Raw genomic sequence first — 22388 nt, forward strand, 5'->3', positions numbered from 1 at the left:
AATACTCCCAGTCAGTTTGTTTGTGGTTGTAATGTTTTTTAGCACGGCTAACTGCTACATGCCGTCAGAGTGCCCGCAGAATCTCGACGATACCCATCAATTCAGGATCATCCAGATCGGCTTTGCCGTTCACGACGTCGAGAAAATCGGTATCGGGTAGATCGAGTAGTTTTCTGTAGGCATCAATCTCCGCTGGGGAGAGTGAATCAAAGCGCTGGGCAAAAAACTTTTCCAGCACCAGATCCAGCTCCAATAATCCCCGGCGGGACCGCCAACGGATCCGTTTGAGTTCAATCGGATCGTAGTCGGTCATACAGCACGCTTAACCATCAGATCCTTGATCTTGCCAATTGCCTTCGTCGGGTTGAGGCCCTTCGGACACACATCAACGCAGTTCATGATGGTGTGGCAACGGAACAAGCGGTACGGATCTTCAAGATTATCGAGTCGTTCTGAGGTAGCCGTATCACGGGTATCCGCGATGAAGCGGTAAGCCGCCAACAGGCCAGCCGGACCAACGAACTTGTCCGGGTTCCACCAGAAAGACGGACACGACGTCGAGCAGCAGGCACACAGAATGCACTCGTACAGACCGTTGAGTTCTTCACGGTCAGCTTGCGACTGTCTGCGTTCACGCTCCGGGGGCGGCGTGTCATTGATAACGTACGGCTTGATAGAGTGGTATTGCTTGAAAAACTGAGCCATGTCCACGATCAGGTCGCGGATCACAGGCAGACCCGGCAGCGGGCGCAATTCGATCGGCTGCTTCAGGTCCTTGATGTCGGTCAGGCAAGCCAAGCCATTCTTGCCGTTGATGTTCATGGCATCAGAGCCACAAACACCTTCACGGCAGGAACGACGGAAGGCAATGGAGTCATCCTTTACCTTCAACTTGGTCAGTACATCCAGCAGTTTACGATCAGTGGCGTTGATTTCGACACTGACGTTCTGCATGTAAGGCTTGGCATCTACATCCGGATTGTAACGATAGATGCGAAACTGAACGGTTTGCGTAGTCATCTACAGTGATCCCCTTAGTAGGAACGGGTCTTCAAGGCGATCGTCTCTACGGAGAGAGGCTTCATGTTCACCGGCTTGTATTCCAGACGGTTACCATCGCGGTACCACAGCGTGTGCTTGAGCCAGTTCTGATCATCACGACCATTCGGATGTTCCGGGGTATCCGGAGCATCGTCACGAACGTGAGCACCACGCGATTCGGTACGGGCGTTGGCCGAAATCATGGTGGCCTTGGCCACTTCGATCAGGTTTTCCAGTTCCAGCGCTTCGGTACGAGCGGTGTTCCATACCTTGGACTTGTCGGAGATTTCGGTCTGTTGAACCATCTTCTCGACTTCCGTGATCTTGTCCACACCTTCGCTCAGCAAATCCTTGAAGCGGAATACGCCGCAATGGGTTTGCATGTTGCGCTGCATGGCCGTACGGGCATCATTCACTGCAACACCGTTGGTTTGGGTATCCAGACGGTTAACACGAGCCGGGGCACGATCAACATCCTGCATGGCCAGCGGCGGCAGTTCCTGCGGCTGAGCCTTGATGTAGTCGATCATGGTGTTACCGGAGCTCTTACCGAACACCAGCAAGTCCAGCAGCGAGTTGGTACCCAGACGGTTGGCACCGTGAACCGATGCACAAGCGCATTCGCCTGCTGCATAGAAGCCCGGAACCTTGTCACCGTGAACCATGACTTCGCCATGGTAGTTAGTCGGAATACCACCCATCTGGTAGTGACATGTCGGCACAACCGGAATCGGCGCCTTGATCGGGTCAACACCAGCAAACTTGATGGAAATTTCACGAATACCCGGCAGCTTGGACATGATCACAGCCGGATCCAGGTGAGTGATGTCCAGCAGTACGTGATCCTGATGCGGACCACAACCACGGCCTTCGTTGATTTCGGTCACCATGGCGCGGGATACCACGTCACGCGAAGCCAGATCCTTGGCATTCGGCGCGTAACGTTCCATGAAGCGCTCACCTGCGCTGTTGCGCAAGATACCGCCTTCACCACGCACACCTTCGGTAATCAGCACACCAGCACCGGCTACGCCAGTGGGGTGGAACTGCCAGAATTCCATATCTTCCAGCGGGATACCGGCACGAGCGGCCATACCCAGACCATCACCGGTATTGATGAAGGCGTTGGTGGAAGAAGCAAAGATACGGGTATACACCGCCAGTCGCAAACAGGGTAGCCTTGGCTTGGAACACCACGATTTCCGAGGTTTCCATTTCCAGCGCCACAACGCCCTGAACCACGCCTTCAGCATCGCGGATCAGATCAAGAGCCATCCATTCCACGAAGAAGTGGGTATTGGCACGGACGTTACGCTGGTACAACGCGTGCAGCATGGCGTGACCGGTACGGTCAGCGGCTGCGCAAGCACGGCGAACCGGTTTTTCACCGAAGTTCGACATGTGACCACCAAACGGACGTTGGTAAATCGTCCCGTCAGGGTTACGGTCAAAAGGCATACCGAAGTGTTCAAGCTCTACCACGACTTTCGGTGCTTCACGGCACATGAATTCGATGGCGTCTTGGTCGCCCAGCCAGTCCGACCCCTTCACGGTGTCGTACATGTGCCAGTGCCAGTGATCCTTCTCGGAGTTACCCAGCGAAGCAGACACACCACCTTGGGCTGCCACCGTGTGAGAACGGGTCGGGAACACTTTGGAGATAACGGCAGTTTTCAGACCTGCTTCAGAAAGCTGGAGGGCGGCTCGCATGCCGGCGCCACCGGCACCCACGATCACAGCGTCAAAATGACGAACAGGAACATTCATTACAGCCCCCAGACAACTTTAACTGAGTAGATGAAACAGGACACCAGCCAAACCAGCGTGAAAACATGCAAACCCAGACGCAGGCCCACCGGCTTGATGTAGTCCATCCATACATCGCGAATACCCACCCAGACGTGCATCAGCACAGCCAGAATGGTGGTCTGGGTCAAAACTTGCACCCATACATGACCAAAAAACGCTTTCCAGCCGTCGTAGCTGGATGGCACCGTCAACAGGAACACTGCCAGTGCTACGGTATAGATCATCATGATCACGGCCGTTGCACGTTGCAGTATCCAGTCCCGCAGACCGTAGTGAGCACCTACTACAATACGATTTACCATAGTGATACCCCCAAGATAACCGTCAGGGCCAGGCTGACAGCGAGCACGGTTTTCGCAGTTGCGCGGGCAGTCTGCAGATCGAGTCCTTTATGGATATCGAGCAACAGGAAACGGATACCGGCACAGAAGTGATGCAAATAGGCCCACAACAAACCGATGAGAACAATCTTCATCAGCGGGTGAGACACTACGGCACGGTAAGTTTCGAACGCGTCAGCGGAGCTGAGGGAACCGTGAAGAAGGTAAATCAACAGCGGGAGTGAAAAGAAGAGCGCCACACCACTGATCCGGTGCAGGATCGAGACAATACCCGGAAGGGGTAGCCTGATCGCGGCCAGATCCGAGGTGCTTCGGTCGTTGCTTCTGCATATGGCTTCCTTGGATGTTTTTGAACCAAGAGGTTATATCCAGACCCCTGACAGCGAGGTCCGCCTGAAGGGTTCCACCCTTGTTACTTCGGGCAGTTCCCCCTCAATACCTGTCATGCCGCACGATACAGCAGGTGCAGTATGACTGGAGAATTCTAGCAAAAACTGGAGCTCTTCGGCCCGTTTTTTGCCTGACAATGTTTGAAACGAATCACAACCCCGGCTAACGGGTCATCACGGTATAAGCCAGATCCTGCGTGAGACAATAACGCTCACGCCACTCGATCCGCTCTCCATCCACTGTTGATGACAACCTCAGCACACTCAAAACCGGCAAATCGAGCGAGGCGCCATGCTGCTCGAGCAAACTGGCTTCCTCGCGCGGCAACATGATCGCCCGAAATTGCTCGCTAACCAATTTCACGCGCACACCGAAACGCTGCTGCAACATGGCGTACACCCCTGTGGAGGTACGCAGCCAGTGAGACTCCAATTCTTCGAAACGCTCAGCCGGTAAATAAACATCATCCAACGCTACCGGGCGGCCACGCAGCCGCCAGAGTTGACGGATCCGATGCAGCGCTGCGCCACGCCGCAAACCCAAGGCATCAGCCATTTCTTCATGGGCATTGACCCGAGACAGGCCGAGGAACTCGCGCATCAGGCTGTCTGGCGTTTCATCAAACAACCCCGGGGTCAGCAGACGACCAGCCTCCCAATCGCTCGCTACCTCCGCAATGAACGTCCCCCCTGCCCTGCTGGCGGTACAACACGCCTTCGCCAACCAATTCCGTCAGCGCCTTGCGAACCGTTCCCTGACTGACCGACATCTGTTCGGCCAACTCCCACTCACTAGGCAGCGCCTCTGCCGCAGACCATTCACCGGCACAAATGCGCTGGGTAAGCAGTTGCTTGATTTGGGCATATAACGGCTGCTTAAGCTCAATGTCTTACCTACCATAGTCGACTTTTTATCACCAATTAAATCAAGCGTAAAGACAAGTCTTATATAAGACATAAGTTTTTATGCAGCATAACAGAAGCCGATAGTCCGAATCCACCGCCACAAGGAGAAGACTACGTGTTACACTCCCCAGCACATTGAAAGCACAGAGCAACATCTGTCATCTCACTCAACGGATAAATCAAAGGAGAGTCCGCCAATGAAAGCTCCCGTTCGCGTTGCTATCACCGGTGCCGCCGGTCAAATCGGCTACAGCCTGCTGTTCCGTATCGCCAGTGGTGAAATGCTGGGCAAAGACCAACCGGTCATCCTGCAACTGCTCGACCTGCCGCAAGCGCAAACCGCCGTTAAAGGCGTAATGATGGAACTGGAAGACTGTGCCTTCCCGCTGCTGGCAGGCATGATCGCTACCGACGACCCGAATGTTGCTTTCAAGGATGCTCAGGTTGCCCTGCTGGTTGGTGCCCGTCCGCGTAGCAAAGGCATGGAACGTAAAGACCTGCTGGAAGCCAACGGCGCCATCTTTACCGTTCAAGGCAAAGCACTGAACGACAATGCAGATCGCAACGTCAAGGTTCTGGTTGTTGGCAACCCGGCCAACACCAACGCTTACATCGCCATGAAGAGCGCTCCGGATCTGAATCCGAAGAACTTCACCGCCATGTTGCGTCTGGACCACAACCGCGCGCTGTCGCAGTTGGCTGCCAAAACCGGCAAACCGGTTGCTGCAATTGAAAAACTGGCTGTTTGGGGTAACCACTCGCCGACCATGTACGCTGATTACCGTTTCGCCACCATCGATGGCCAGCCGGTAAAAGACATGATCAATGACGACGTATGGAACCGCGACGTATTCCTGCCGACCGTCGGCAAACGTGGCGCCGCCATCATCGAAGCACGTGGCTTGTCTTCTGCTGCTTCCGCCGCCAATGCTGCCATCGACCACATCCGCGACTGGTCTTTGGGCACCAACGGCAAGTGGGTTACCATGGGTATTCCGTCCGATGGTTCTTACGGCATTCCGGAAGGCGTCATGTACGGCTTCCCGGTTGTATGCGAAAATGGCGAATACAAGATTGTTCAAGGTCTGGAAATCGACGAGTTCAGCCGTGAGCGCATGAACCTGACCTTGGCTGAGCTTGAAGAAGAGCGTGCGGCCATTGCCCATCTGTTCGGTTAATTCTTAACCTGGCAGTCAGATAAAAGCGCACCGAAAGGTGCGCTTTTTGTATTGGGCCGGGTAAATCCGCCAGCCAGACCAATCATCCCAAAAGCTTTTGATTTGGAGTACTCCAGCATGGAAGTTGAAGTTATCAACCAGATTGCCGCCAAGATCGACAACCTGGCCGCACGGATCACCGATATTCGGGGGTATCTTTGACTACGACGGCAAACGTGACCGTCTGGAAGAAGTTGTCCGCCTGACTGAAGACCCGGAAATCTGGAACGACCCGAAACGGGCACAGGATCTGGGACGCGAGCGCAAGCAGCTGGAAGACGTTGTACTGGTGCTGGACAAGATCGGCGCCACGGTGGAAGACAGCCGCGAGCTGTTTGACATGGCTCGGGAAGAAAACGACGACGATACGTTTGCTTCGCTGGAAGCCGACTTGGCTGGCGTCGAGGAAAAAGTTTCCCAACTGGAGTTCCGCAGAATGTTCCATGATCCGATGGATCCGAACAACTGCTTCCGGATATTCAGGCAGGCGTTAAGCGGCACCGAAGCTCAGGATTGGGCTTAGCATGCTGCTACGCATGTATGTGCGCTACGCCGAACGCAAAGGCTTCAAGGTGGAGATTCTGGAAGAATCGGAAGGCGAAGTCGCAGGCATCACCAGTGCCACCATCAAGATTGAAGGCGAATACGCCTTTGGCCTGCTGCGTACCGAAGTGGGGGTGCATCGACTGGTGCGCGTATCACCTTTTGACTCGAACGCCCGCCGCCATACCTCGTTTTCGTCGGTATTCGTCTATCCGGAAGTGGACGACAGCATTGAGGTCGACATCAATCCAGCTGATTTGCGCGTGGACACCTACCGTGCATCCGGTGCCGGTGGTCAGCACATCAACAAGACCGACTCGGCAGTCCGGATTACCCACTTGCCAACCAATATCGTCGTGCAATGCCAAAATGACCGCTCGCAGCACCGCAACCGCGACGAAGCCATGCAGATGCTGCGCGCCAAGCTCTATGAACTGGAGCTGAAAAAGCGCAACGAGGCCAAGCAGGCACTGGAAGACACAAAAACCGACGTGGGTTGGGGACACCAGATCCGCTCGTATGTGTTTGATCAGTCGCGAATCAAGGATCTGCGCACCAGCTACGAAGTTGGCAACATCAAGGGAGTCATGGATGGCGACCGGATGGATTTATCGAGGCAAGCCTCAAGCAAGGCGTCTGATCAAGTTGGCCGCAAGGCTGGGGCGGGCTGCAGGTCCGCCAGTACCCGCAGTAGTAACGGAGTCATCATGTCTGAACACGAACAAACAGCACCCAGCCAAGACGAAAACCAGATCATGGCGGAACGCCGCCTGAAACTTAAGAACATTCGCGAGAAGGGTATCGCCTTCCCGAACGACTTCAAGCGCACCCACTTTGCCAAGAAGCTGCAGGAGGCTCATGCTTAAGCAAAGAACGTGAGCAGCTGGAAGAGGAAAAGATCGAGGTTGCCGTAGTTGGCCGAATGATGCTCAAGCGTGTCATGGGCAAAGCCAGTTTTGCCACGCTGCAGGATGGCAGCGGCCGCATCCGAGGCATTTATTTCCAATGATGGTGTCGGCATTGATCAACACGCCGAATTCAAGCGCTTTGACATGGGTGACATCGTGGCAGTGCGCGGTGCACTGTTCAAAACCAAGACTGGCGAATTGACGGTACATGCCACGGAAGTGCGGCTGCTGTCCAAGAGTCTGCGTCCGCTGCCGGAAAAATTCCATGGTCTGACCGATCAGGAGCAGAAATACCGCCAGCGCTATCTTGACCTGATCATGAACGAGCACTCGCGCGATGTATTCGTGAAGCGCTCGCGCATTGTCCGAGGGTGTGCGTGACTACATGGTGGCGCAGGACTATCTGGAAGTGGAAACGCCGATGATGCACCCGATCCCGGGCGGCGCCACGGCCAAGCCGTTCATTACGCACCACAATGCGCTGGACATGGCACTCTACCTGCGCATCGCGCCGGAACTCTACCTGAAACGGCTGATTGTTGGCGGTCTGGAGCGGGTGTTTGAAGTTAACCGCAACTTCCGTAACGAAGGCATGAGTACCCGTCACAATCCAGAATTCACCATGATGGAGTTTTACGAGGCCTATGCCGACTATCACCGCATGATGGAAATGACGGAAGGCATCATCCAGAAAGTGGCTCGTGACGTATGCGGCAGCGTGCATCTGCAGTATCAAGGCAAGCCGGTGGACCTGTCGCGTTTCGAACGCCTGACCATCACTGATGCCATCAAGAAATACAACCCGCACTATACCGACGAGCAACTGCATGACCGTGCCTTCCTCAAGGCGGAAATCCAGCGTCTGGGCGGCAAACCGGTGCTTGTCGATGGCATTGGCGGGCTGCAACTGTCGCTATTTGAGGAAACCACCGAAGAGAAACTGTGGAATCCGACCTTCATCATCGATTACCCGGTAGAAGTCTCGCCACTGGCCCGTGCCTCCGATAGCCGCGAAGGCATTACCGAACGCTTTGAGCTGTTTGTCGTCGGTCGTGAACTGGCCAACGGCTACTCCGAGTTGAACGACCCGGAAGATCAAGCGGCGCGTTTCATGGAACAAGTGAAACAGAAAGATGCCGGTGATGACGAAGCGATGCACTACGATGCCGACTATGTACGTGCACTGGAATACGGTATGTCGCCGACCGGCGGCTGCGGGATTGGTATCGACCGCTTGGTGATGCTGCTGACTGATAGCGCCTCTATCCGCGATGTGATCCTGTTCCCGCAAATGCGTCCGGAATAAGCACTGAATCGCCGTACGCAAAAAAGGTTGGCCGAATTCGGCCAACCTTTTTTATTGCATCACGTCCAAACAAACCCGGGCATTCATCAGGAAGAAGGCTGCGGCGGCAGCAAGGTTTCATTGAGTAGCAACTTGACGAAATCTTCTGCTGGCAATGGTTTGGCCAACAGATACCCCTGTACCTGATCACACCCCTGTTCGCGCAGGAACTGCCACTGTTCGAGCGTTTCCACGCCTTCGGCCACCACCTTCATGTTGAGGTTCTTGGCCATATTGATGATGGCCTTGGAAATGGCAGTATCGTCCGAGTCGTTGGGAATATCCTGCACGAACGAGCGATCGATCTTGAGTTTGTCCGCCTTGAAGCGCTTGAGGTAAGACAAACTGGAGTAGCCGGTCCCAAAGTCGTCAATCGACAACTGCAGCCCCATCGACTTGATGGCATCGATGGTCTGGATGGTAGAACTCACATCATCCATGATCACGCTTTCGGTGACTTCAATATCCAGCACGTTGCCAGCCAAACCGTTAGAAGTCAGCGAGCGTTGCAACACCTCACTCAAGTCTTGTTGACGGAACTGCAACGCGGAAAGGTTAATCGCCAGCGAGAGCTTGGGTAGCCCTTCGCGTTGCCATTCGGCCAACTGGCGGCAGGCTTCACGAATCACCCAATTGCCCACTTGCACGATAAAGCCACGCTCTTCCGCCACGCTGATAAAGCGCGCAGGCCCCAGCAGTCCAAGCGCCGGATGCTGCCAACGGATCAGTGCTTCAGCCCCCAGAATACGGCCGGTCGCCATTTCCACTTGCGGCTGGTAATGCAGCACAAATTCGCTGCGCTCCAGAGCAAAGCGCAGCTGGCTTTCTACCGCCAGTGTTTCGCGTGCCCGCGCGTTGAGATCGGCGGTATAGAACTTGTAGCTGTTACGGCCGGAAGATTTGGCGTGGTACATCGCCGCGTCGGCATTGCGCACCAGAGTTTCGAAATCACGCCCATCATCCGGATAGACACTGATGCCGATCGAGGACGTAATGGTGAGCACATGATTATGCAGGTCTATCGAATCGACAAACGCATCACGGATTTTTTCTGCCGCGATGGCCGCTTCGCTCGGATCGGAGATCACCGGCAACAGGATGATGAACTCGTCCCCCCCTTGCCGCGCCAACGTCTCGCCCGGTCCCAATACCGACTTGATGCGGTCCGCCGCCACTTGCAACAAGGTGTCGCCAGCAGAATGGCCAAGCGATTCATTGACAGTCTTGAAGCGGTCCAGATCCAAAAGCAGTAAGGCCAGACGCTGGCCGTCGCGGTTGGCATTCTGAATAGCAAGATCCACGCGATCATGCATGTGAGCACGGTTGGGCAGATTGGTGAGCACATCGAAATGCGCCAGGAACTGGATACGTTCGTCTGCTGCCTTGCGTTCGGTCAGATCACTGAAGATGGCGACGTAGTGTGTGACCTCGCCCAGCAAGTTGCGCACGGCGTTGATGGCCAGCCATTCCGGATAGATTTCACCGTTCTTGCGGCGATTCCACACTTCGCCCTGCCATGACCCTTGCTCATTGAGCAGCGACCACATCTGATCGTAAAAATCGGCATCGTCTTAAGCCCGATGACAGCACGCTGGTTTTCTGCCCCAGCACTTCTTGCTGGTTGTAACCGGTGATCTCGGTAAAGGCGCGGTTGACACTGCGGATACGTTTTTCGGCATCGGTGATCATGATGCCTTCCACCGTGTTTTCAAACACCTTGGCCGCCAGTTGCACGCGCTCTTCCGCCGCGCGTTTTTCCGAAATATCGCGCACCATGCGCCAGACAGCATTGATTCGGCCAAACGAATCACGCATGGCGACAGTTTTGACACTCACCGGCACCGGATTACCAAAGCGGTTGATGTAAGTGGCCTCGAACTCATCACAATAGCCGAAACGCAACACCTTGTTGTCCAGATTGAACCGTTCCAGCGCTTCACTTTCCTGCCCGACCAGCGACCAGAAATTTTGCAGTTTCAACTGATCGAGGCTGTAACACATCAAGTTGAGAAACGCCGGGTTGGCATCGATCACCTGCCCGTCCAGCGAGCTGATGACGATACCGTCGAGATTGGACCAGAACAGTTCGCGGTATTTGTTTTCCGAGCGACGCAGGGCATCTTCCACTTCGCGGCGGCGCGCGATGTCGCCCTCCAGCGCCGGGTTTTGGAGCGCAATTCGTCGATCAGGCGCTTGAGTTCGGCACGCGTCCATTCCAGATGCTTACCCAAGCGGCCGATCTCGTCGCGCCGCAACCAGTAAAAGGGAGAATCCAGTTTGAGTTCGGCCAACTGTGTGGCCTGCTCGGCGAGGCTACGCATCGGCCGCAGAAAGCGCGAATGCAGAATTGCCATGATGAGCAAAATGGACAGCAAAAGCTGTGCCGCGAGGATCAGCAGAATGTTCTTGATCTGGTTGCGCAGCTCAATGGCCGGTGTTCGGTATCGAACTCCATGGTGACCGGCCGATTTCTTCGCCACGATACACCACCGGCTTCTGCACAAACGACACGCCACCGATGCGGCGCTCGCCACGCTGGGTGGAAAGAAACACCTGATTGGACTGGGTATCCGTCACGCGAATGGAGATAACGCGGCCATCTTCCATCACCGAAGCCAGCAAAGGGCTGCTTACCGGCGGCTGAGATTCCACAACGGTTCCTGCATCCCCAGCGCGACAATATCCAGCAAGCGCTTCTGGTCAACCTGTAACTCGTTATTGAGGCTGTCGCGCTGAATATTGAAGCTGATATAGCTGATGATCGAGGCAGGAATGAGCAGCCCGAGAATAACCGCGATCAGAAAGACCGTTCTTAGCGACAGACTTGAGGTGACACGCTGTTTTTCTTCCAAAGGGTATGCCATTTCGCGTTTTTTCGCCCACCAAAGTCACAGGCCGACACCTGCACTGCGAAGTATTGTTTATGGTATATCGGAGTATACACGGCATATTCCGTTGCGCTGCCGCTCCCGCCCCAAATTACAGCTAAAAAACAACCACCTGACAGACAGCATCAACGACGATGACACGTTACACCCGTCGTGCCAAGCCCTCATTTGCCATGATCAGGGCTGACGCCTACAATCCACGGCATTCTGAAGACTGAAGGACGATCCGTCACATGCCCCAGTCATGCTATGACACTATTATTACCGCTCGCTGGATCATTACCGTCGAAGCGGATGGCGAAGTGCTGGAAAACCATGCCATCGCCATCAAGAATGGCAGAATTGCCGCCATTTTTCCAGCGGATCAAGCCAGCGCCATGGAAGCGCGGCAACGGGTTGATTTAGGCCATCATGTCTTGATGCCGGGCCTGATCAATCTGCATGGTCATTCGGCCATGACACTGTTGCGCGGTCTGGCTGATGACAAGGCGCTGATGGACTGGCTGAACAACTATATCTGGCTTAGCTGAAGGCAAGCATGTTCGCGATGACTTCGTGTTTGATGGCGCGATGATCGCCATGGCCGAGATGATTCGTGGCGGTAGCACCACCATCAATGACATGTACTTCTATCACGGCGCCATGGCTCGTGCCGGGCTGGCTTCCGGCATGCGTACCTTTGTGGGCTGTTCCATTCTGGAATTCCCCACCAACTACGCGCAAAACGCCGACGACTACATCAGCAAAGGGTTGGCCGAACGCCGCGAGTTCCCTGGGCGAAGAACTGGTGACCTTTACCCCGGCGCCGCATGCGCCATATACCGTCTCGGATGACACCTTCCGCAAGGTCGTGATGCTGGCCGAGCAGGAAGACATGCTGATTCACTGCCACATTCACGAAACCAGCGAAGAAGTGGAGAACAGCGTCAAGGAACGCCACCAGCGCCCGCTGGCACGACTGAAAGAGCTGGGCGTGCTGTCGCCACGGCTGATCGCCGCGCACATGGTGCACCTGAATGCGGACGAGATCGAACTGGCTGCACGCCATGGCATCTCCATCGTGCACAACCCGGCCTCCAACATGAAACTGGCTTCCGGCATTGCACCGGTCAACGCTTTGCTCGCTGCCGGAGTGAACGTCGGGATTGGTACCGATGGTGCCGCCTCCAACAACAAGCTGGACATGTTGGCCGAAACCCGGCTCACCGCGCTACTAGCCAAGGTGGGCACTCTCGACCCGACCGCGGTTCCGGCCGCGACGGCCCTGCGCATGGCCACGCTGCATGGCGCCAAAGCGCTGGGCATTGATGACAAGGTGGGTTCGGTCCGCGTGGGCAAACAGGCCGACCTGATCGCCATCGATCTGTCGGATATCGAAACGGCACCGGCCTTCGACCCGATTTCGCATGTGGTTTATGCGGCTTAGGCCGCGAACAGGTCACCCATAGCTGGGTCAACGGCCGGGCGCTGCTGGCCAATCGTCAGCTGCTGACACTGGATGAAATCGAACTGAAAGCCAAGGCCGAAGACTGGCGCACGCGCATTCTGGCGAGGTAAGACATGAGCAATGTAGACGAACTGGAGCTGGACAAATTCAGTCAGCTCGCCCACAAATGGTGGGATACCAATAGCGAATTCAAACCGCTGCACGAAATCAACCCGCTGCGACTGGATTATATCGACGGGCATGCCGCCATCGCAGGCAAGGCGGTACTGGATGTCGGCTGTGGCGGCGGGATTCTGGCGGAAAGCATGGCCCGCCGTGGCGCGCAGGTCACCGGCATTGATCTGGCCAAAAAATCGCTGAAAGTGGCACAACTGCACAGCCCGGAATCCGGCATTGCCGTGGATTACCGCTGCGTGGCCGTGGAAACGTTGGCCGAAGAAGCACCGGCCAGCTTCGACGTGGTCACCTGCATGGAAATGCTGGAACATGTGCCAGACCCGGAAAGCGTGGTGCGCAGCTGCGCACAACTGGTACGCCCCGGCGGCTGGGTATTCTTCTCCACGCTCAACCGCAACGCCAAGTCCTATCTGCTGGCCGTGGTGGGTGCGGAATACCTGCTCAACATGCTGCCGCGCGGCACGCACGACTATGCCCGCTTTATCAAGCCGTCGGAACTCTCACGCATGACCCGGCATGCCGGGCTGGACGCCGTGGAAGTCAGCGGCATGAGCTATAACCCGCTGACCCGCATCTACGCACTGGGTGAAGACACGCAGGTGAATTACTTGCTGGCCTGCCGTCGGCCTGCACAGTAAAACTAAAGCGTCGCGCATGACCAACACGGGCCTTCGTCTGACGAAGGCCCGCTTGTTTTCTTCCCTGCCCCGTTCTGCATCATCATACAATGCGTCAATATCGAAGAATTGACGCTCACTATTGTCAAACAGCCGGACGATCCCCATGTCCGGATTGTCGAGCACAGACGTACATTGCAAAATAATAATATTAGAAGATGGAGAGATTAATGACCTTCAAGGCGACCGACTCGCTGGCCGAACAAATCGCCCAATATCTGGGCAACCAGATCATTCAGGGCCAAGTGGCGCCGGGTGAGCGCATTCAGGAGCTACGCATCGCGTCAGAACTGCGCGTCAGCCGCGGCTCGGTGCGCGAAGCGTTGCTGATTTTGCAACGTCGCCATCTGGTCGAGATTTTTCCGCGCCGTGGCGCCGTCGTCTCCAGCATTACCGCCAGTGATGTACGCGACTTTTTTGAATTATGGTTTCTGTTGCTGGATCGCGCCGTCTGCCACCTGGCGCTGGCGTGGCGCAATGAAGATCTGGCCGTTTTTTTCGAACTGATGGCACAACTGGATGCCTGCCATAGCCAGCATGACCTGCAAGGATTTTACGAAAACGGCGTCGAGTTTCTGCGCGCCCTGTATACGCATGATAGCAATCGCTACCTGAGAGACACCTTGCTCGATCTGCTGCCACTCACCCAGCGCTGCGTGCACGCCATTCTGCGGGCAGGCAAGAGCCAGATCAGCCACACGCATCGCTTCCTCAACGATTTGCTCAAGGCCATCATCGCACGCGACACCGACAGCCTGCATGCCTGTGTCACGGCTTTTGGCAAGGATTACAGCCTGCTCGCGCAGCAATCGGCGGTGGCACTGGAAGGCAGCGCCCCCCGCTAATTACGATAGATTTCGGCCAACCTTTAGCGGCGACGGTAAGTCACAAAGGCATAGGCCAGACCTTGCGCGCTGACGTGTTCTTCGCGCGCACTTTCCTGCCAGAGGGCGGCATCAATCGCCGGGAAATGAGCGTCGCCCTCATAATCGACGGCGATTTCCGTCAAGCAGATGACATCGGCCTGCCCGATCGCCTGCTGATACAGCTCTGCCCCACCAATGAGGCACACCTCGTCAACATCCCCTGCTGCGGCCAGAGCCTGCTCGAGTGAATGCACCACCGTCACGCCATCGGCCTGCCAGTCTACCTGACGGGTAATCACGATATTCAGCCGCCCGGGTAACGGTCGGCCAATCGATTCATACGTCTTGCGCCCCATCAGCACCGGTTTACCCAGCGTCACCGCCTTGAAATGCTTGAGGTCTTCCGGCAAATGCCGGGCAACTGGTTATTGATGCCTATGGTGTGGTTACGCGCCTTGGCCGCCACCAGTGTCAGCATGGGTTTGTTCATACCGCTACCTGTGCCTTGATATGGGGATGCGGATCGTAGCCTTGCAGCGAGAAATCCTCGAAGCGGAAGGCAAACAGATCGGTCACATCCGGGTTGATCTGCATGGTGGGCAATGGTCGCGGTTCACGGGTCAACTGCAACTGAGCCTGTTCCAGATGGTTGCTATAAATATGCGCATCCCCCAGCGTGTGGACAAAATCCCCCGGCTGCAAACCGCACACCTGCGCCACCATCATGGTCAACAAGGCGTAGGAAGCAATATTGAACGGTACGCCAAGGAAAATGTCGGCCGAACGCTGATACAGCTGGCAGGACAAACGCCCATCTGCGACATAAAACTGGAACAGGCTGTGGCACGGCGGCAGCGCCATTTCATCCACCAGCGCCGGGTTCCAGTGCCGAAACAATCAGGCGACGGGAATCGGGAGAGCGCTTGATCATGTCGACCACATTGCTAATCTGGTCGATATGACGGCCATCCGGCGCCTACCAGCTGCGCCACTGGTAACCGTAAACCGGGCCCAGATCGCCATTTTCGTCGGCCCATTCGTCCCAGATGGATACGCCGTTTTCCTTGAGATAGCGAATATTGGTGTCGCCGGACAAGAACCACAGCAACTCGTGCACGATGGACTTGAGGTGCAGTTTCTTGGTGGTAATCAGCGGAAAACCATCGGCCAGATTAAAGCGCATCTGGTAACCGAAGACCGAGCGGGTACCGGTACCGGTACGGTCGGTTTTGTCATGACCATGTTGCAACACATGGCGCATCAGGTCGAGATACTGTTGCATGGAAAAGTTACCGGAAAATAGCCGGTCATTTTAACCGGTATTCGCAAGAATGAAATGTTATTCAGGCACGGCTGACTGGCACAAAATGGAGCCAATCAGGCCAAACAGCAGACCACAACAGGCTGGCCCGGGCTCCGCGCTTAGGCTACCATCGACAGGTTTGTTTCCATAGCATATTTTCCCCGGCCAGATGGCAGAAGACTCCGACCTCGAACGCACAGAACCCGCGTCAGCCAAACGGCTGCAAACCGCGCGGGAAGAAGGCAACATCCCGCGTTCGCGCGAGTTGTCGACGTTTGCCGTCACCATGACCGGCGTGGCGCTGTTGATGACGCTGGGCGGCAAGATCGCCACCGCCCTGATGCAGATCATGCAGCAGATTTTTACCTTCGATCAGACGGTGGTGCATAAAACCGAGCCGGTTCTACTGCGCTTTCGCGAATCCTTCTTCACTATCGCCTGGCAGTTGTTGCCACTGTTTGGCGCGCTGTTCATCGTGGCCGCGCTGGTACCGTTATTCGTCGGCGGCTGGAACTTTACCCTGAAAACGGTCGAGCCAAAATTTTCCAAGCTCAATCCGTTAAGTGGCATCAAGCGGCTGTTTTCGGTCACCTCAGCGACCGAAGCGCTCAAGGCCATCCTGAAAAGCATGCTGATTGGCGGCGTGGCCACCTGGTTCATCTGGAAGGAACGCGCCGATCTGGTTGGCCTGATTTCCATGCCACTGGAAAGCGGCATCGCCAAGATGGCGGACATGATGATCCACACCTTCTTTGTGGTCACCGGGGCCATGCTGATGCTGGTGGTGGTGGATGTGCCCTTCCAGCTGTGGAACTACCACAAGCAATTGCGCATGACCAAGGAAGAGGTCAAACAGGAATTCAAGGAAGCCGAAGGCTCGCCCGAGGTAAAAGGCCGCATCCGTCAGATGCAGCGTGAAGCCGCCCGCAAGCGCATGATGCAGGAAGTTCCTTCGGCCAACGTCATCGTCACCAACCCGACACACTATGCGGTGGCGATCAAATACAAGGAAGGCATGGCCGCACCGCAGGTGGTGGCCAAAGGTTCGCTCAAGCTGGCCGCCCGGATCGTGGATACCGGCAAGGAAAACAAGGTGACGGTGATGCGTGCCCCCAGCTTTGCCCGGGCACTGTATTTTCATGCGGAACTGGGGCAGGACATCCCGGCCAAACTCTACTCGGCCGCCGCTCAGGTGCTGGCCTATGTTTACCAGTTGAATGTGTACCAGACCAACGGCGGGCTGGCGCCGGTCTACCCGGATCAGCTGGAAGTTCCACCCGAACTTGACCCGGAAAGCAAACCCCAGCAAGATGCGGCGCCGGACAAGGCCAGCAAGCAGGATCATGACAGGCGTTAAATGGATTCCCTACTCGATACACTGAAACGCTTCAACTACACCCGCCGGCCGGGCCCATCCTCATCATCCTCATTCTGACGATGATGGTGTTGCCGTTGCCGCCGGTGCTGCTGGATATTTTCTTTACCTTCAATATTGCGGTATCCGTCATCGTGCTGCTGGTTGGCATCAACGTGCGCCAGCCGCTGGATTTCTCGTCGTTTCCTTCCGTCTTGCTGATTACCACGCTGCTGCGGCTGTCGCTGAACGTCGCCTCCAGCCGGGTGATTCTGCTGGAAGGCCATACCGGTGCCGATGCCGCTTAAGAAGGTCATCGAGTCGTTCTCCCACTTTCTGGTGGGCGGCAATATCGCCATTGGTATTGTGGTGTTCGTCATCCTGACCATCATCAACTTCGTGGTGATCACCAAGGGCGCCGGACGGATTGCCGAAGTCAGCGCCCGCTTCACACTGGATGCCATGCCCGGCAAACAGATGGCGATTGATGCCGACCTCAACTAAGCCTGATCGGCGAAGAAGACGCCCGCCGCCGCCGTGCCACCATTGCCGAAGAAGCCAACTTCTTCGGCTCCATGGATGGTGCCTCGAAGTTCGTGCGCGGCGATGCCATGGCATCCTGATCATCATCATCAACATTGTCGGCGGGCTGATTGTCGGCATCGTTCAGCATGATCTGGCCGCCGGACAAGCGGCCGAGACCTATACCCTGCTCACCATCGGTGACGGTCTGGTCGCCCAGATTCCGGCGCTGATCATCTCTACCGCCGCCGGTATCGTGGTATCGCGCGTGGGCACCGACAAGGACATGTCCGAACAGTTTTTCGGCCAACTGTTCACCAAAGCGCCGGTGCTTTACATCACCGCTGGCGTACTGGGGCTGATCGGCATGATTCCCAACATGCCGCACTTTGCCTTCCTGCTGATTGCTTAAGCACGCTGGCCGGGCTGGCGTGGATGATGGAAAAACGCCAACTGGCGGCAGAGCAACAACAGCAACAAGCCGAAGCCGCCGCGCCGCCACCGGAACAGCCGATGGCCGAAGTCAGCTGGAACGACGTGCAACATGTCGATCAACTCGGGCTGGAAGTCGGCTATCGCCTGATACCGCTGGTGGACCGCAGTCAGGATGGCGAACTGCTGCGCCGCATCCGCGGCATCCGCAAAAAGATTGCCCAAGAGCTGGGCTTTCTGGTGCCGGTACACATCCGCGACAATCTGGAAATCAAACCCAATGCCTACCGCATCTTGCTCAAGGGCGTGGAAGTGGGCGAAGGCGAGGCCTATATCGGCCAGTATCTGGCCATCAATCCGGGACGTGTCAGCGGAGAGTTGGTAAGCGCACCTACCACCGACCCGGCATTTGGCCTGCTTAAACGGTGTGGATCGACGCTTAAGCGCGAGGAAGCCCAGACGCTGGGCTACACCGTGGTCGATGCCAGTACCGTTGTCGCCACGCACATCTCCAACCTGCTGCAAAACCACGCGGCAGAACTGCTGGGCCGCGAGGAAGTCCGGGCACTGATCGACCATCAGGCCAAGGAATCGCCAAAACTGATCGAGGATCTGGTGCCCAAGATCATCCCGATCAGCACGTTGCAAAAAGTGCTGCAACAATTGTTGACCGACGGCATCCACATCCGCGACTTCCGGACCATCGTGGAAACGCTGTCCGACCATATTGGCACCACACAGGACATCGACGAACTCACCTCGGCCGTGCGTACCGCCCTGTCACGCGTCATCGTGCAGCAGCTGTTCCCCGGCGAAACCGAATTGCCGTTGATGACACTGGAACCGGCACTGGAAAATGTGCTGCTGCAGGCCGTGCAATCCAAGACCGGCGGCGGACTGGAGCCGGGTTGGCCGAAAATCTGCTGTCCAGCGCCGCACAAGAAGCAGAGCAAGTGGAAAATCAGGGTTACAATCCGGTGCTGCTCACGCCACCCGGTTTGCGGCCATTATTAGCACGTTTCCTGCGCCGGGCACTCCCGCAATTGCGCGTGATCTCGCATAATGAGATACCTGATAATAAATCCATTCGTATAATTGCCGTCATCGGAGGCAGCAAGGGCTAATAACAGATGGTGGTAAAAAAATTCTTCGGCAAAACCACACGAGATGCACTGCGACAAGTTCGGGAAGAACTCGGTGCGGACGCCTTGATCCTGTCCAACCGCCCCACCATGGGCGGGGGGTGGAAATCATGGCCGTGGCCGATGCCGATGTGGCCAACCCGGCAACCACCTTGTCCACGTCGTCCAGCCGTCATCCGCCACGCAACGCCCCGGCGGCCAACCGTCCGGCCCCGGTGACGCCAACCCATAGCGGCAGTGCCGTCAACCGGGCCATTGCCCGCACCTATGCCATGCCGGTCGAGCCGCTGGAAAGCCCGGCCCCTCCGCGACTGGAAACTGCACCACCGCGCGCCGTGCCACAAAGCGCTCAGGCCTTTGCCAGCATGACGGAACCGGTCAGCGCCCAGCCGCCGGTGCCGCCGCCAGTTACCCGGCGTGAAGCCCCTCGCGCCCCGGCCCCTGCCGTCCCGGTTGAACCTGTCGCACCGCCCAGCGCACCGCTCGCGACCGAAGAACCGGAAGTGATGGCTCAGGAACTGAAGCAGATCGGTGACGAGATCAAGTTGCTACGCAGCCTGTTGCAAAGCCAGCTGGCGAGCTTTGCCTGGTCGGATATGGAAGGCAAAGCACCCAACCGCATCGAGCTGTTCAAACATCTGCTGACCATGGGTTTTAGCGCCAGCCTGATCCGCCAGCTGATCGAAAAAATGCTTAGCTGCAGTATCAAGGTGACGTGGCCATCAAATGGGCCCGTTCGGCCCTGATGCACAACCTGAAATGTGCCAATGCCGATCAGGAACTGATGGACAAGGGCGGAATCTACGCGCTGGTCGGCCCCACCGGCGTGGGCAAAACCACCACGGTTGCCAAACTGGCCGCTCGCGCCACCATGCGTTTTGGCGCCCAGCATGTGGCATTGGTCACCACCGACAGTTACCGGATTGGCGCACAGGACCAACTGCGCATTTACGGCAAAATTCTGGGCGTTCCGGTTTTTTCCGTACAAAACGAAGGCGACCTGCAACTGACGTTGGCCGATCTGGCCAGCCGTCACTTGGTGTTCATCGATACCGTGGGCATGGGGCAGCGTGATGCCCGCGTTGCCACGCAAACCGAGCTGTTCCGCGCTGCGGGCCGCCCGGTGGAGCGCCTGCTGCTGCTGGCCGCCAACGCCGACGGCCACACGCTGGAAGACGTCGTACGCCACTATCGCGGCGGCGGGCTGGCAGGCTGCATCCTGTCCAAGATCGATGAAGCCGTCGCCATGGGGCCGAGCCTCGATGTCATCATCCGCAACCGGCTACCGCTGTTCTACATGACCAATGGTCAGCGTGTACCGGAAGATCTGCACCTATCCAATGCGCCATTCTTGGTCGACCGTGCCCTGCGCGCACCGCAACCCGGTTCGCCGTTTGCCTTGCAGGCCGACGAAGTTCCGATCATGAATGCCGCACAAGCTGGCTGGCTGTAACCATGCTGGATCAAGCTGCCAGTCTGCGCCGCCTCAATGCCCACTCAGGCCGGGCGCCGAGTTTTGCCTTTATCGGCGCCGAAGGGTCGGGTGCCAGCACACTGGCGACCGAACTGAGTCTTGGCCTCGCTTATGCCGGGCAGCGGCCGCTACTGGTCGATTGCAGCTTTGGCCAAATCCAGGCCCGTCGCTTGGGCGTGCCAACCACGGCAACACTGGAAAGCCGGTGGTCAGCGTCAACGGGCTGGATGAAATGATGGTGACCTCACGACAGGGCATCCAGTTGATCAACCTGTATGCCCGCCCGGACGAGCGCGCGCTGTTTTCCGCCCAGCTGTGGCTCAGGCTGGGCAGTGAATTTGCTGCACTGGAACGGGACAGCACGGTTCTGCTGATTGATGTCCCCTCGCCTTCGATCGACCCGGTCCCGGCCAGCGTGGCAGACAACCTGATACTGGTGCTGTCGCTTACGGCCGAATCCCTGACCAGCGCCTATGCCAACATCAAGCGGCTGGCCAGCGGCTTTGGCTAAGCAACGCTTCAATGTGCTGGTCAATCGGGCCCATCATCTGGAAGAAGCGCGAGAATTGTTTACCCGCCTGTCCGCAGTCGCCAGTGAATTTCTCACGGTGTCATTGCGCTGGGTGGGGTTTGTACCGGACGACCCGGCCGTGCGGCGTAGCCATACCCTGCACCGTCCGCTGATGGAAGCGTTCCCGCAGAGCGAAGCCGCCATGGCGTTTTCGCAACTGGCGGCGGTATTGCCGCAATGGGATTCACCGGAAACCGAGCGCCGCGACACCGGCTTCATGGATCTGCTGATTGCCGCCTCGCGCGACTGGGCCGGGGCAGATGGAGTCAATGCACGATGACGTTAGTCTCTCCTCGCCGCAAGGGCTACACCAGCATGGCAACCGCCCATGGCGACATCGACGTAACCGTCTATGCCCCGCTGGTGAAAAAACTGGCCTGCATGCTGATGGCCCGGTTACCGGCATCGGTCGAACTGAATGACCTGATTCAGGTGGGCGTGATCGGCCTGATTGATGCCGCCCGCCAGTTTGATCCCAGCCGGGGCGTGCAGTTTGAAACCTTTGCCAGTCAGCGCGTGCGCGGCGCCATGCTGGACGAGTTGCGACGGGAAGACTGGCTGCCACGTCAGGCCCGACGCCAGTCGCGCCAGATCGAAAATGCCATCGCCACGCTGGAACAACAGCTAGGCCGCCACGTGAAGCGGAAATTGCCGAAGCACTGGCCATGTCGCTGGAAGATTATCAAAGCGCCCTGAGCGATTGTCGCGGCTTGTCGCTGGTGCATTTTGACGATTTTTCCGATCAGGATGGTGAATCACTGGCCGATGCCATCACCAACATCGCCGATGACAAGGCCGAAGACCCGCTGTCCACGCTTACCGATGGTGATTTCCGTCAGGCGCTGGTGGATGCCATCAAGACCCTGCCGGAACGGGACCAGCTGGTCATGTCGTTATATTACGAACAGGAACTCAACCTGAAGGAAATTGGCGCGGTGCTGGAAGTGTCCGAATCACGCGTGTGCCAGCTGCACAGCCGGGCCATCACCCGCCTGCGTACCAAACTCAGAGAATGGCTGTAAGCGCCGCCGCTTCG

29 protein-coding genes and 5 pseudogenes are annotated in these 22388 nt (G+C 56.9%); 20 read left to right on the forward strand and 14 right to left on the reverse strand.

The genetic code is table 11. The features are described from left to right. Positions 1–64 precede the first annotated feature (64 nt). From GKE73_RS04785 to GKE73_RS04815, 7 genes and pseudogenes are all read right to left on the reverse strand, one after another. Positions 65–313: an FAD assembly factor SdhE gene (locus GKE73_RS04785; protein WP_230369288.1), complete on the reverse strand. Its 249-nt coding sequence runs from the start codon at positions 311–313 to the stop codon at positions 65–67. Then, positions 310–1020 (reverse strand): succinate dehydrogenase iron-sulfur subunit, encoded by a 711-nt coding sequence (locus GKE73_RS04790; RefSeq protein ID WP_230369289.1) that lies wholly within the window; start codon positions 1018–1020, stop codon positions 310–312. Before GKE73_RS04790 ends, GKE73_RS04785 begins: the two co-directional genes overlap by 4 nt. A gap of 14 nt (positions 1021–1034) precedes the next feature. Further along, positions 1035–2808: pseudogene (gene sdhA / locus GKE73_RS04795) on the reverse strand (succinate dehydrogenase flavoprotein subunit). Further along, positions 2808–3152: a succinate dehydrogenase, hydrophobic membrane anchor protein gene (sdhD, locus tag GKE73_RS04800; protein WP_230369290.1), complete on the reverse strand. Its 345-nt coding sequence runs from the start codon at positions 3150–3152 to the stop codon at positions 2808–2810. Before sdhD ends, sdhA begins: the two are co-directional and overlap by 1 nt. Next, positions 3146–3523: a succinate dehydrogenase, cytochrome b556 subunit gene (gene sdhC / locus GKE73_RS04805; protein WP_230371399.1), complete on the reverse strand. Its 378-nt coding sequence runs from the start codon at positions 3521–3523 to the stop codon at positions 3146–3148. Before sdhC ends, sdhD begins: the two co-directional genes overlap by 7 nt. 220 nt (positions 3524–3743) lie before the next feature. Next, positions 3744–4304 (reverse strand): UTRA domain-containing protein, encoded by a 561-nt coding sequence (locus GKE73_RS04810; protein ID WP_230369291.1) that lies wholly within the window; start codon positions 4302–4304, stop codon positions 3744–3746. Next, complete coding sequence (locus GKE73_RS04815) at positions 4201–4467, reverse strand: GntR family transcriptional regulator (protein WP_312854541.1); 267 nt, start codon at positions 4465–4467, stop codon at positions 4201–4203. The genes GKE73_RS04810 and GKE73_RS04815 overlap by 104 nt, the downstream gene beginning before the upstream one ends. 216 nt (positions 4468–4683) lie before the next feature. On the opposite strand from GKE73_RS04815, the gene GKE73_RS04820 reads away from it, so the two are divergent. The 3 genes and pseudogenes from GKE73_RS04820 (at position 4684) to lysS (ending at position 8460) form a co-directional block, all read left to right on the forward strand. Beyond that, entirely contained in the window at positions 4684–5664 is a 981-nt protein-coding gene (locus GKE73_RS04820; RefSeq protein ID WP_230369292.1) for a malate dehydrogenase, read from the forward strand. A 117-nt stretch (positions 5665–5781) separates the two neighbouring features. Beyond that, a pseudogene (gene prfB / locus GKE73_RS04825) lies at positions 5782–6886 on the forward strand (peptide chain release factor 2). A gap of 67 nt (positions 6887–6953) precedes the next feature. Continuing rightward, a pseudogene (gene lysS / locus GKE73_RS04830) lies at positions 6954–8460 on the forward strand (lysine--tRNA ligase). A gap of 86 nt (positions 8461–8546) precedes the next feature. On the opposite strand, the gene GKE73_RS04835 reads toward lysS, so the two are convergent. The 5 genes from GKE73_RS04835 to GKE73_RS04855 are packed head-to-tail and all read right to left on the reverse strand — an operon-like array spanning position 8547 to position 11351. Further along, the gene (locus GKE73_RS04835) at positions 8547–10046 is read right to left on the reverse strand and encodes a putative bifunctional diguanylate cyclase/phosphodiesterase (protein WP_230369293.1); all 1500 of its coding nucleotides are present in this window, start codon (positions 10044–10046) and stop codon (positions 8547–8549) included. Beyond that, on the reverse strand, positions 10027–10626 hold the full coding sequence (locus GKE73_RS04840) for a PAS domain-containing protein (RefSeq protein ID WP_230369294.1): 600 nt from the start codon (positions 10624–10626) through the stop codon (positions 10027–10029). The genes GKE73_RS04835 and GKE73_RS04840 overlap by 20 nt, the downstream gene beginning before the upstream one ends. Further along, positions 10530–10979, reverse strand: a complete 450-nt coding sequence (locus tag GKE73_RS21595; RefSeq protein ID WP_230369295.1) for a HAMP domain-containing protein — start codon at positions 10977–10979, stop codon at positions 10530–10532. Before GKE73_RS21595 ends, GKE73_RS04840 begins: the two co-directional genes overlap by 97 nt. Next, positions 10924–11151: a hypothetical protein gene (locus GKE73_RS04850; RefSeq protein ID WP_230369296.1), complete on the reverse strand. Its 228-nt coding sequence runs from the start codon at positions 11149–11151 to the stop codon at positions 10924–10926. The genes GKE73_RS21595 and GKE73_RS04850 overlap by 56 nt, the downstream gene beginning before the upstream one ends. Then, positions 11130–11351: a hypothetical protein gene (locus GKE73_RS04855; protein WP_230369297.1), complete on the reverse strand. Its 222-nt coding sequence runs from the start codon at positions 11349–11351 to the stop codon at positions 11130–11132. The genes GKE73_RS04850 and GKE73_RS04855 overlap by 22 nt, the downstream gene beginning before the upstream one ends. Positions 11352–11620: 269 nt before the next feature. Here GKE73_RS04855 and GKE73_RS04860 point away from each other — a divergent pair, with 269 nt between their 5' ends. From GKE73_RS04860 to GKE73_RS04875, 4 genes are all read left to right on the forward strand, one after another. Further along, positions 11621–11917, forward strand: a complete 297-nt coding sequence (locus GKE73_RS04860) for an amidohydrolase family protein (RefSeq protein ID WP_230369298.1) — start codon at positions 11621–11623, stop codon at positions 11915–11917. An 86-nt stretch (positions 11918–12003) separates the two neighbouring features. Next, on the forward strand, positions 12004–12813 hold the full coding sequence (locus tag GKE73_RS04865) for an amidohydrolase family protein (RefSeq protein ID WP_230369299.1): 810 nt from the start codon (positions 12004–12006) through the stop codon (positions 12811–12813). Positions 12814–12947: 134 nt separating this feature from the next. Further along, positions 12948–13649 (forward strand): bifunctional 2-polyprenyl-6-hydroxyphenol methylase/3-demethylubiquinol 3-O-methyltransferase UbiG, encoded by a 702-nt coding sequence (gene ubiG, locus GKE73_RS04870; protein WP_230369300.1) that lies wholly within the window; start codon positions 12948–12950, stop codon positions 13647–13649. Between the two features lie 209 nt (positions 13650–13858). Further along, on the forward strand, positions 13859–14533 hold the full coding sequence (locus GKE73_RS04875) for a GntR family transcriptional regulator (RefSeq protein WP_230369301.1): 675 nt from the start codon (positions 13859–13861) through the stop codon (positions 14531–14533). A 23-nt stretch (positions 14534–14556) separates the two neighbouring features. Here GKE73_RS04875 and GKE73_RS04880 read toward each other — a convergent pair whose 3' ends face one another. Together GKE73_RS04880 and GKE73_RS04885 are read right to left on the reverse strand one after the other, a co-directional pair. Continuing rightward, positions 14557–14934, reverse strand: coding sequence for a dihydrofolate reductase (locus GKE73_RS04880; RefSeq protein ID WP_312854363.1), 378 nt, complete (start codon positions 14932–14934; stop codon positions 14557–14559). Between the two features lie 106 nt (positions 14935–15040). Beyond that, positions 15041–15836: pseudogene (locus tag GKE73_RS04885) on the reverse strand (thymidylate synthase). A 190-nt stretch (positions 15837–16026) separates the two neighbouring features. On the opposite strand from GKE73_RS04885, the gene flhB reads away from it, so the two are divergent. From flhB to GKE73_RS04930, 13 genes and pseudogenes are all read left to right on the forward strand, one after another. After that, the gene (flhB, locus tag GKE73_RS04890) at positions 16027–17214 is read left to right on the forward strand and encodes a flagellar biosynthesis protein FlhB (protein ID WP_230369302.1); all 1188 of its coding nucleotides are present in this window, start codon (positions 16027–16029) and stop codon (positions 17212–17214) included. An 80-nt stretch (positions 17215–17294) separates the two neighbouring features. Then, entirely contained in the window at positions 17295–17519 is a 225-nt protein-coding gene (locus GKE73_RS22560; RefSeq protein ID WP_280954772.1) for an FHIPEP family type III secretion protein, read from the forward strand. Next, a complete protein-coding gene (locus GKE73_RS22565; RefSeq protein WP_280955106.1) occupies positions 17509–17715 on the forward strand; it encodes an FHIPEP family type III secretion protein in 207 nt (68 codons plus the stop codon). The genes GKE73_RS22560 and GKE73_RS22565 overlap by 11 nt, the downstream gene beginning before the upstream one ends. 41 nt (positions 17716–17756) lie before the next feature. Continuing rightward, positions 17757–18145, forward strand: a pseudogene (locus GKE73_RS22570) (FHIPEP family type III secretion protein). A gap of 23 nt (positions 18146–18168) precedes the next feature. Next, on the forward strand, positions 18169–19179 hold the full coding sequence (locus GKE73_RS22575) for an FHIPEP family type III secretion protein (RefSeq protein WP_280954773.1): 1011 nt from the start codon (positions 18169–18171) through the stop codon (positions 19177–19179). Beyond that, a complete protein-coding gene (locus GKE73_RS22580) occupies positions 19119–19289 on the forward strand; it encodes an FHIPEP family type III secretion protein (protein ID WP_312854364.1) in 171 nt (56 codons plus the stop codon). Before GKE73_RS22575 ends, GKE73_RS22580 begins: the two co-directional genes overlap by 61 nt. 119 nt (positions 19290–19408) lie before the next feature. Then, complete coding sequence (locus GKE73_RS04900) at positions 19409–20053, forward strand: flagellar biosynthesis protein FlhF (protein ID WP_230369303.1); 645 nt, start codon at positions 19409–19411, stop codon at positions 20051–20053. Then, positions 20023–20760 (forward strand): flagellar biosynthesis protein FlhF, encoded by a 738-nt coding sequence (locus tag GKE73_RS04905; protein ID WP_230369304.1) that lies wholly within the window; start codon positions 20023–20025, stop codon positions 20758–20760. Before GKE73_RS04900 ends, GKE73_RS04905 begins: the two co-directional genes overlap by 31 nt. A 2-nt stretch (positions 20761–20762) precedes the next feature. Further along, a complete protein-coding gene (locus GKE73_RS04910) occupies positions 20763–21017 on the forward strand; it encodes a hypothetical protein (RefSeq protein WP_230369305.1) in 255 nt (84 codons plus the stop codon). Next, positions 20987–21292: a MinD/ParA family ATP-binding protein gene (locus GKE73_RS04915; protein ID WP_230369306.1), complete on the forward strand. Its 306-nt coding sequence runs from the start codon at positions 20987–20989 to the stop codon at positions 21290–21292. The genes GKE73_RS04910 and GKE73_RS04915 overlap by 31 nt, the downstream gene beginning before the upstream one ends. A gap of 13 nt (positions 21293–21305) precedes the next feature. Beyond that, on the forward strand, positions 21306–21632 hold the full coding sequence (locus GKE73_RS04920; protein ID WP_230369307.1) for a MinD/ParA family ATP-binding protein: 327 nt from the start codon (positions 21306–21308) through the stop codon (positions 21630–21632). Further along, positions 21629–22048 (forward strand): sigma-70 family RNA polymerase sigma factor, encoded by a 420-nt coding sequence (locus GKE73_RS04925; RefSeq protein WP_230369308.1) that lies wholly within the window; start codon positions 21629–21631, stop codon positions 22046–22048. The genes GKE73_RS04920 and GKE73_RS04925 overlap by 4 nt, the downstream gene beginning before the upstream one ends. Then, positions 22018–22374, forward strand: coding sequence for a sigma-70 family RNA polymerase sigma factor (locus GKE73_RS04930; protein WP_230369309.1), 357 nt, complete (start codon positions 22018–22020; stop codon positions 22372–22374). The genes GKE73_RS04925 and GKE73_RS04930 overlap by 31 nt, the downstream gene beginning before the upstream one ends. Positions 22375–22388: the final 14 nt, after the last annotated feature.

The sequence above is a fragment of the Paludibacterium denitrificans genome (assembly GCF_009707705.1).
Classification (GTDB): domain Bacteria; phylum Pseudomonadota; class Gammaproteobacteria; order Burkholderiales; family Chromobacteriaceae; genus Paludibacterium_A; species Paludibacterium_A denitrificans.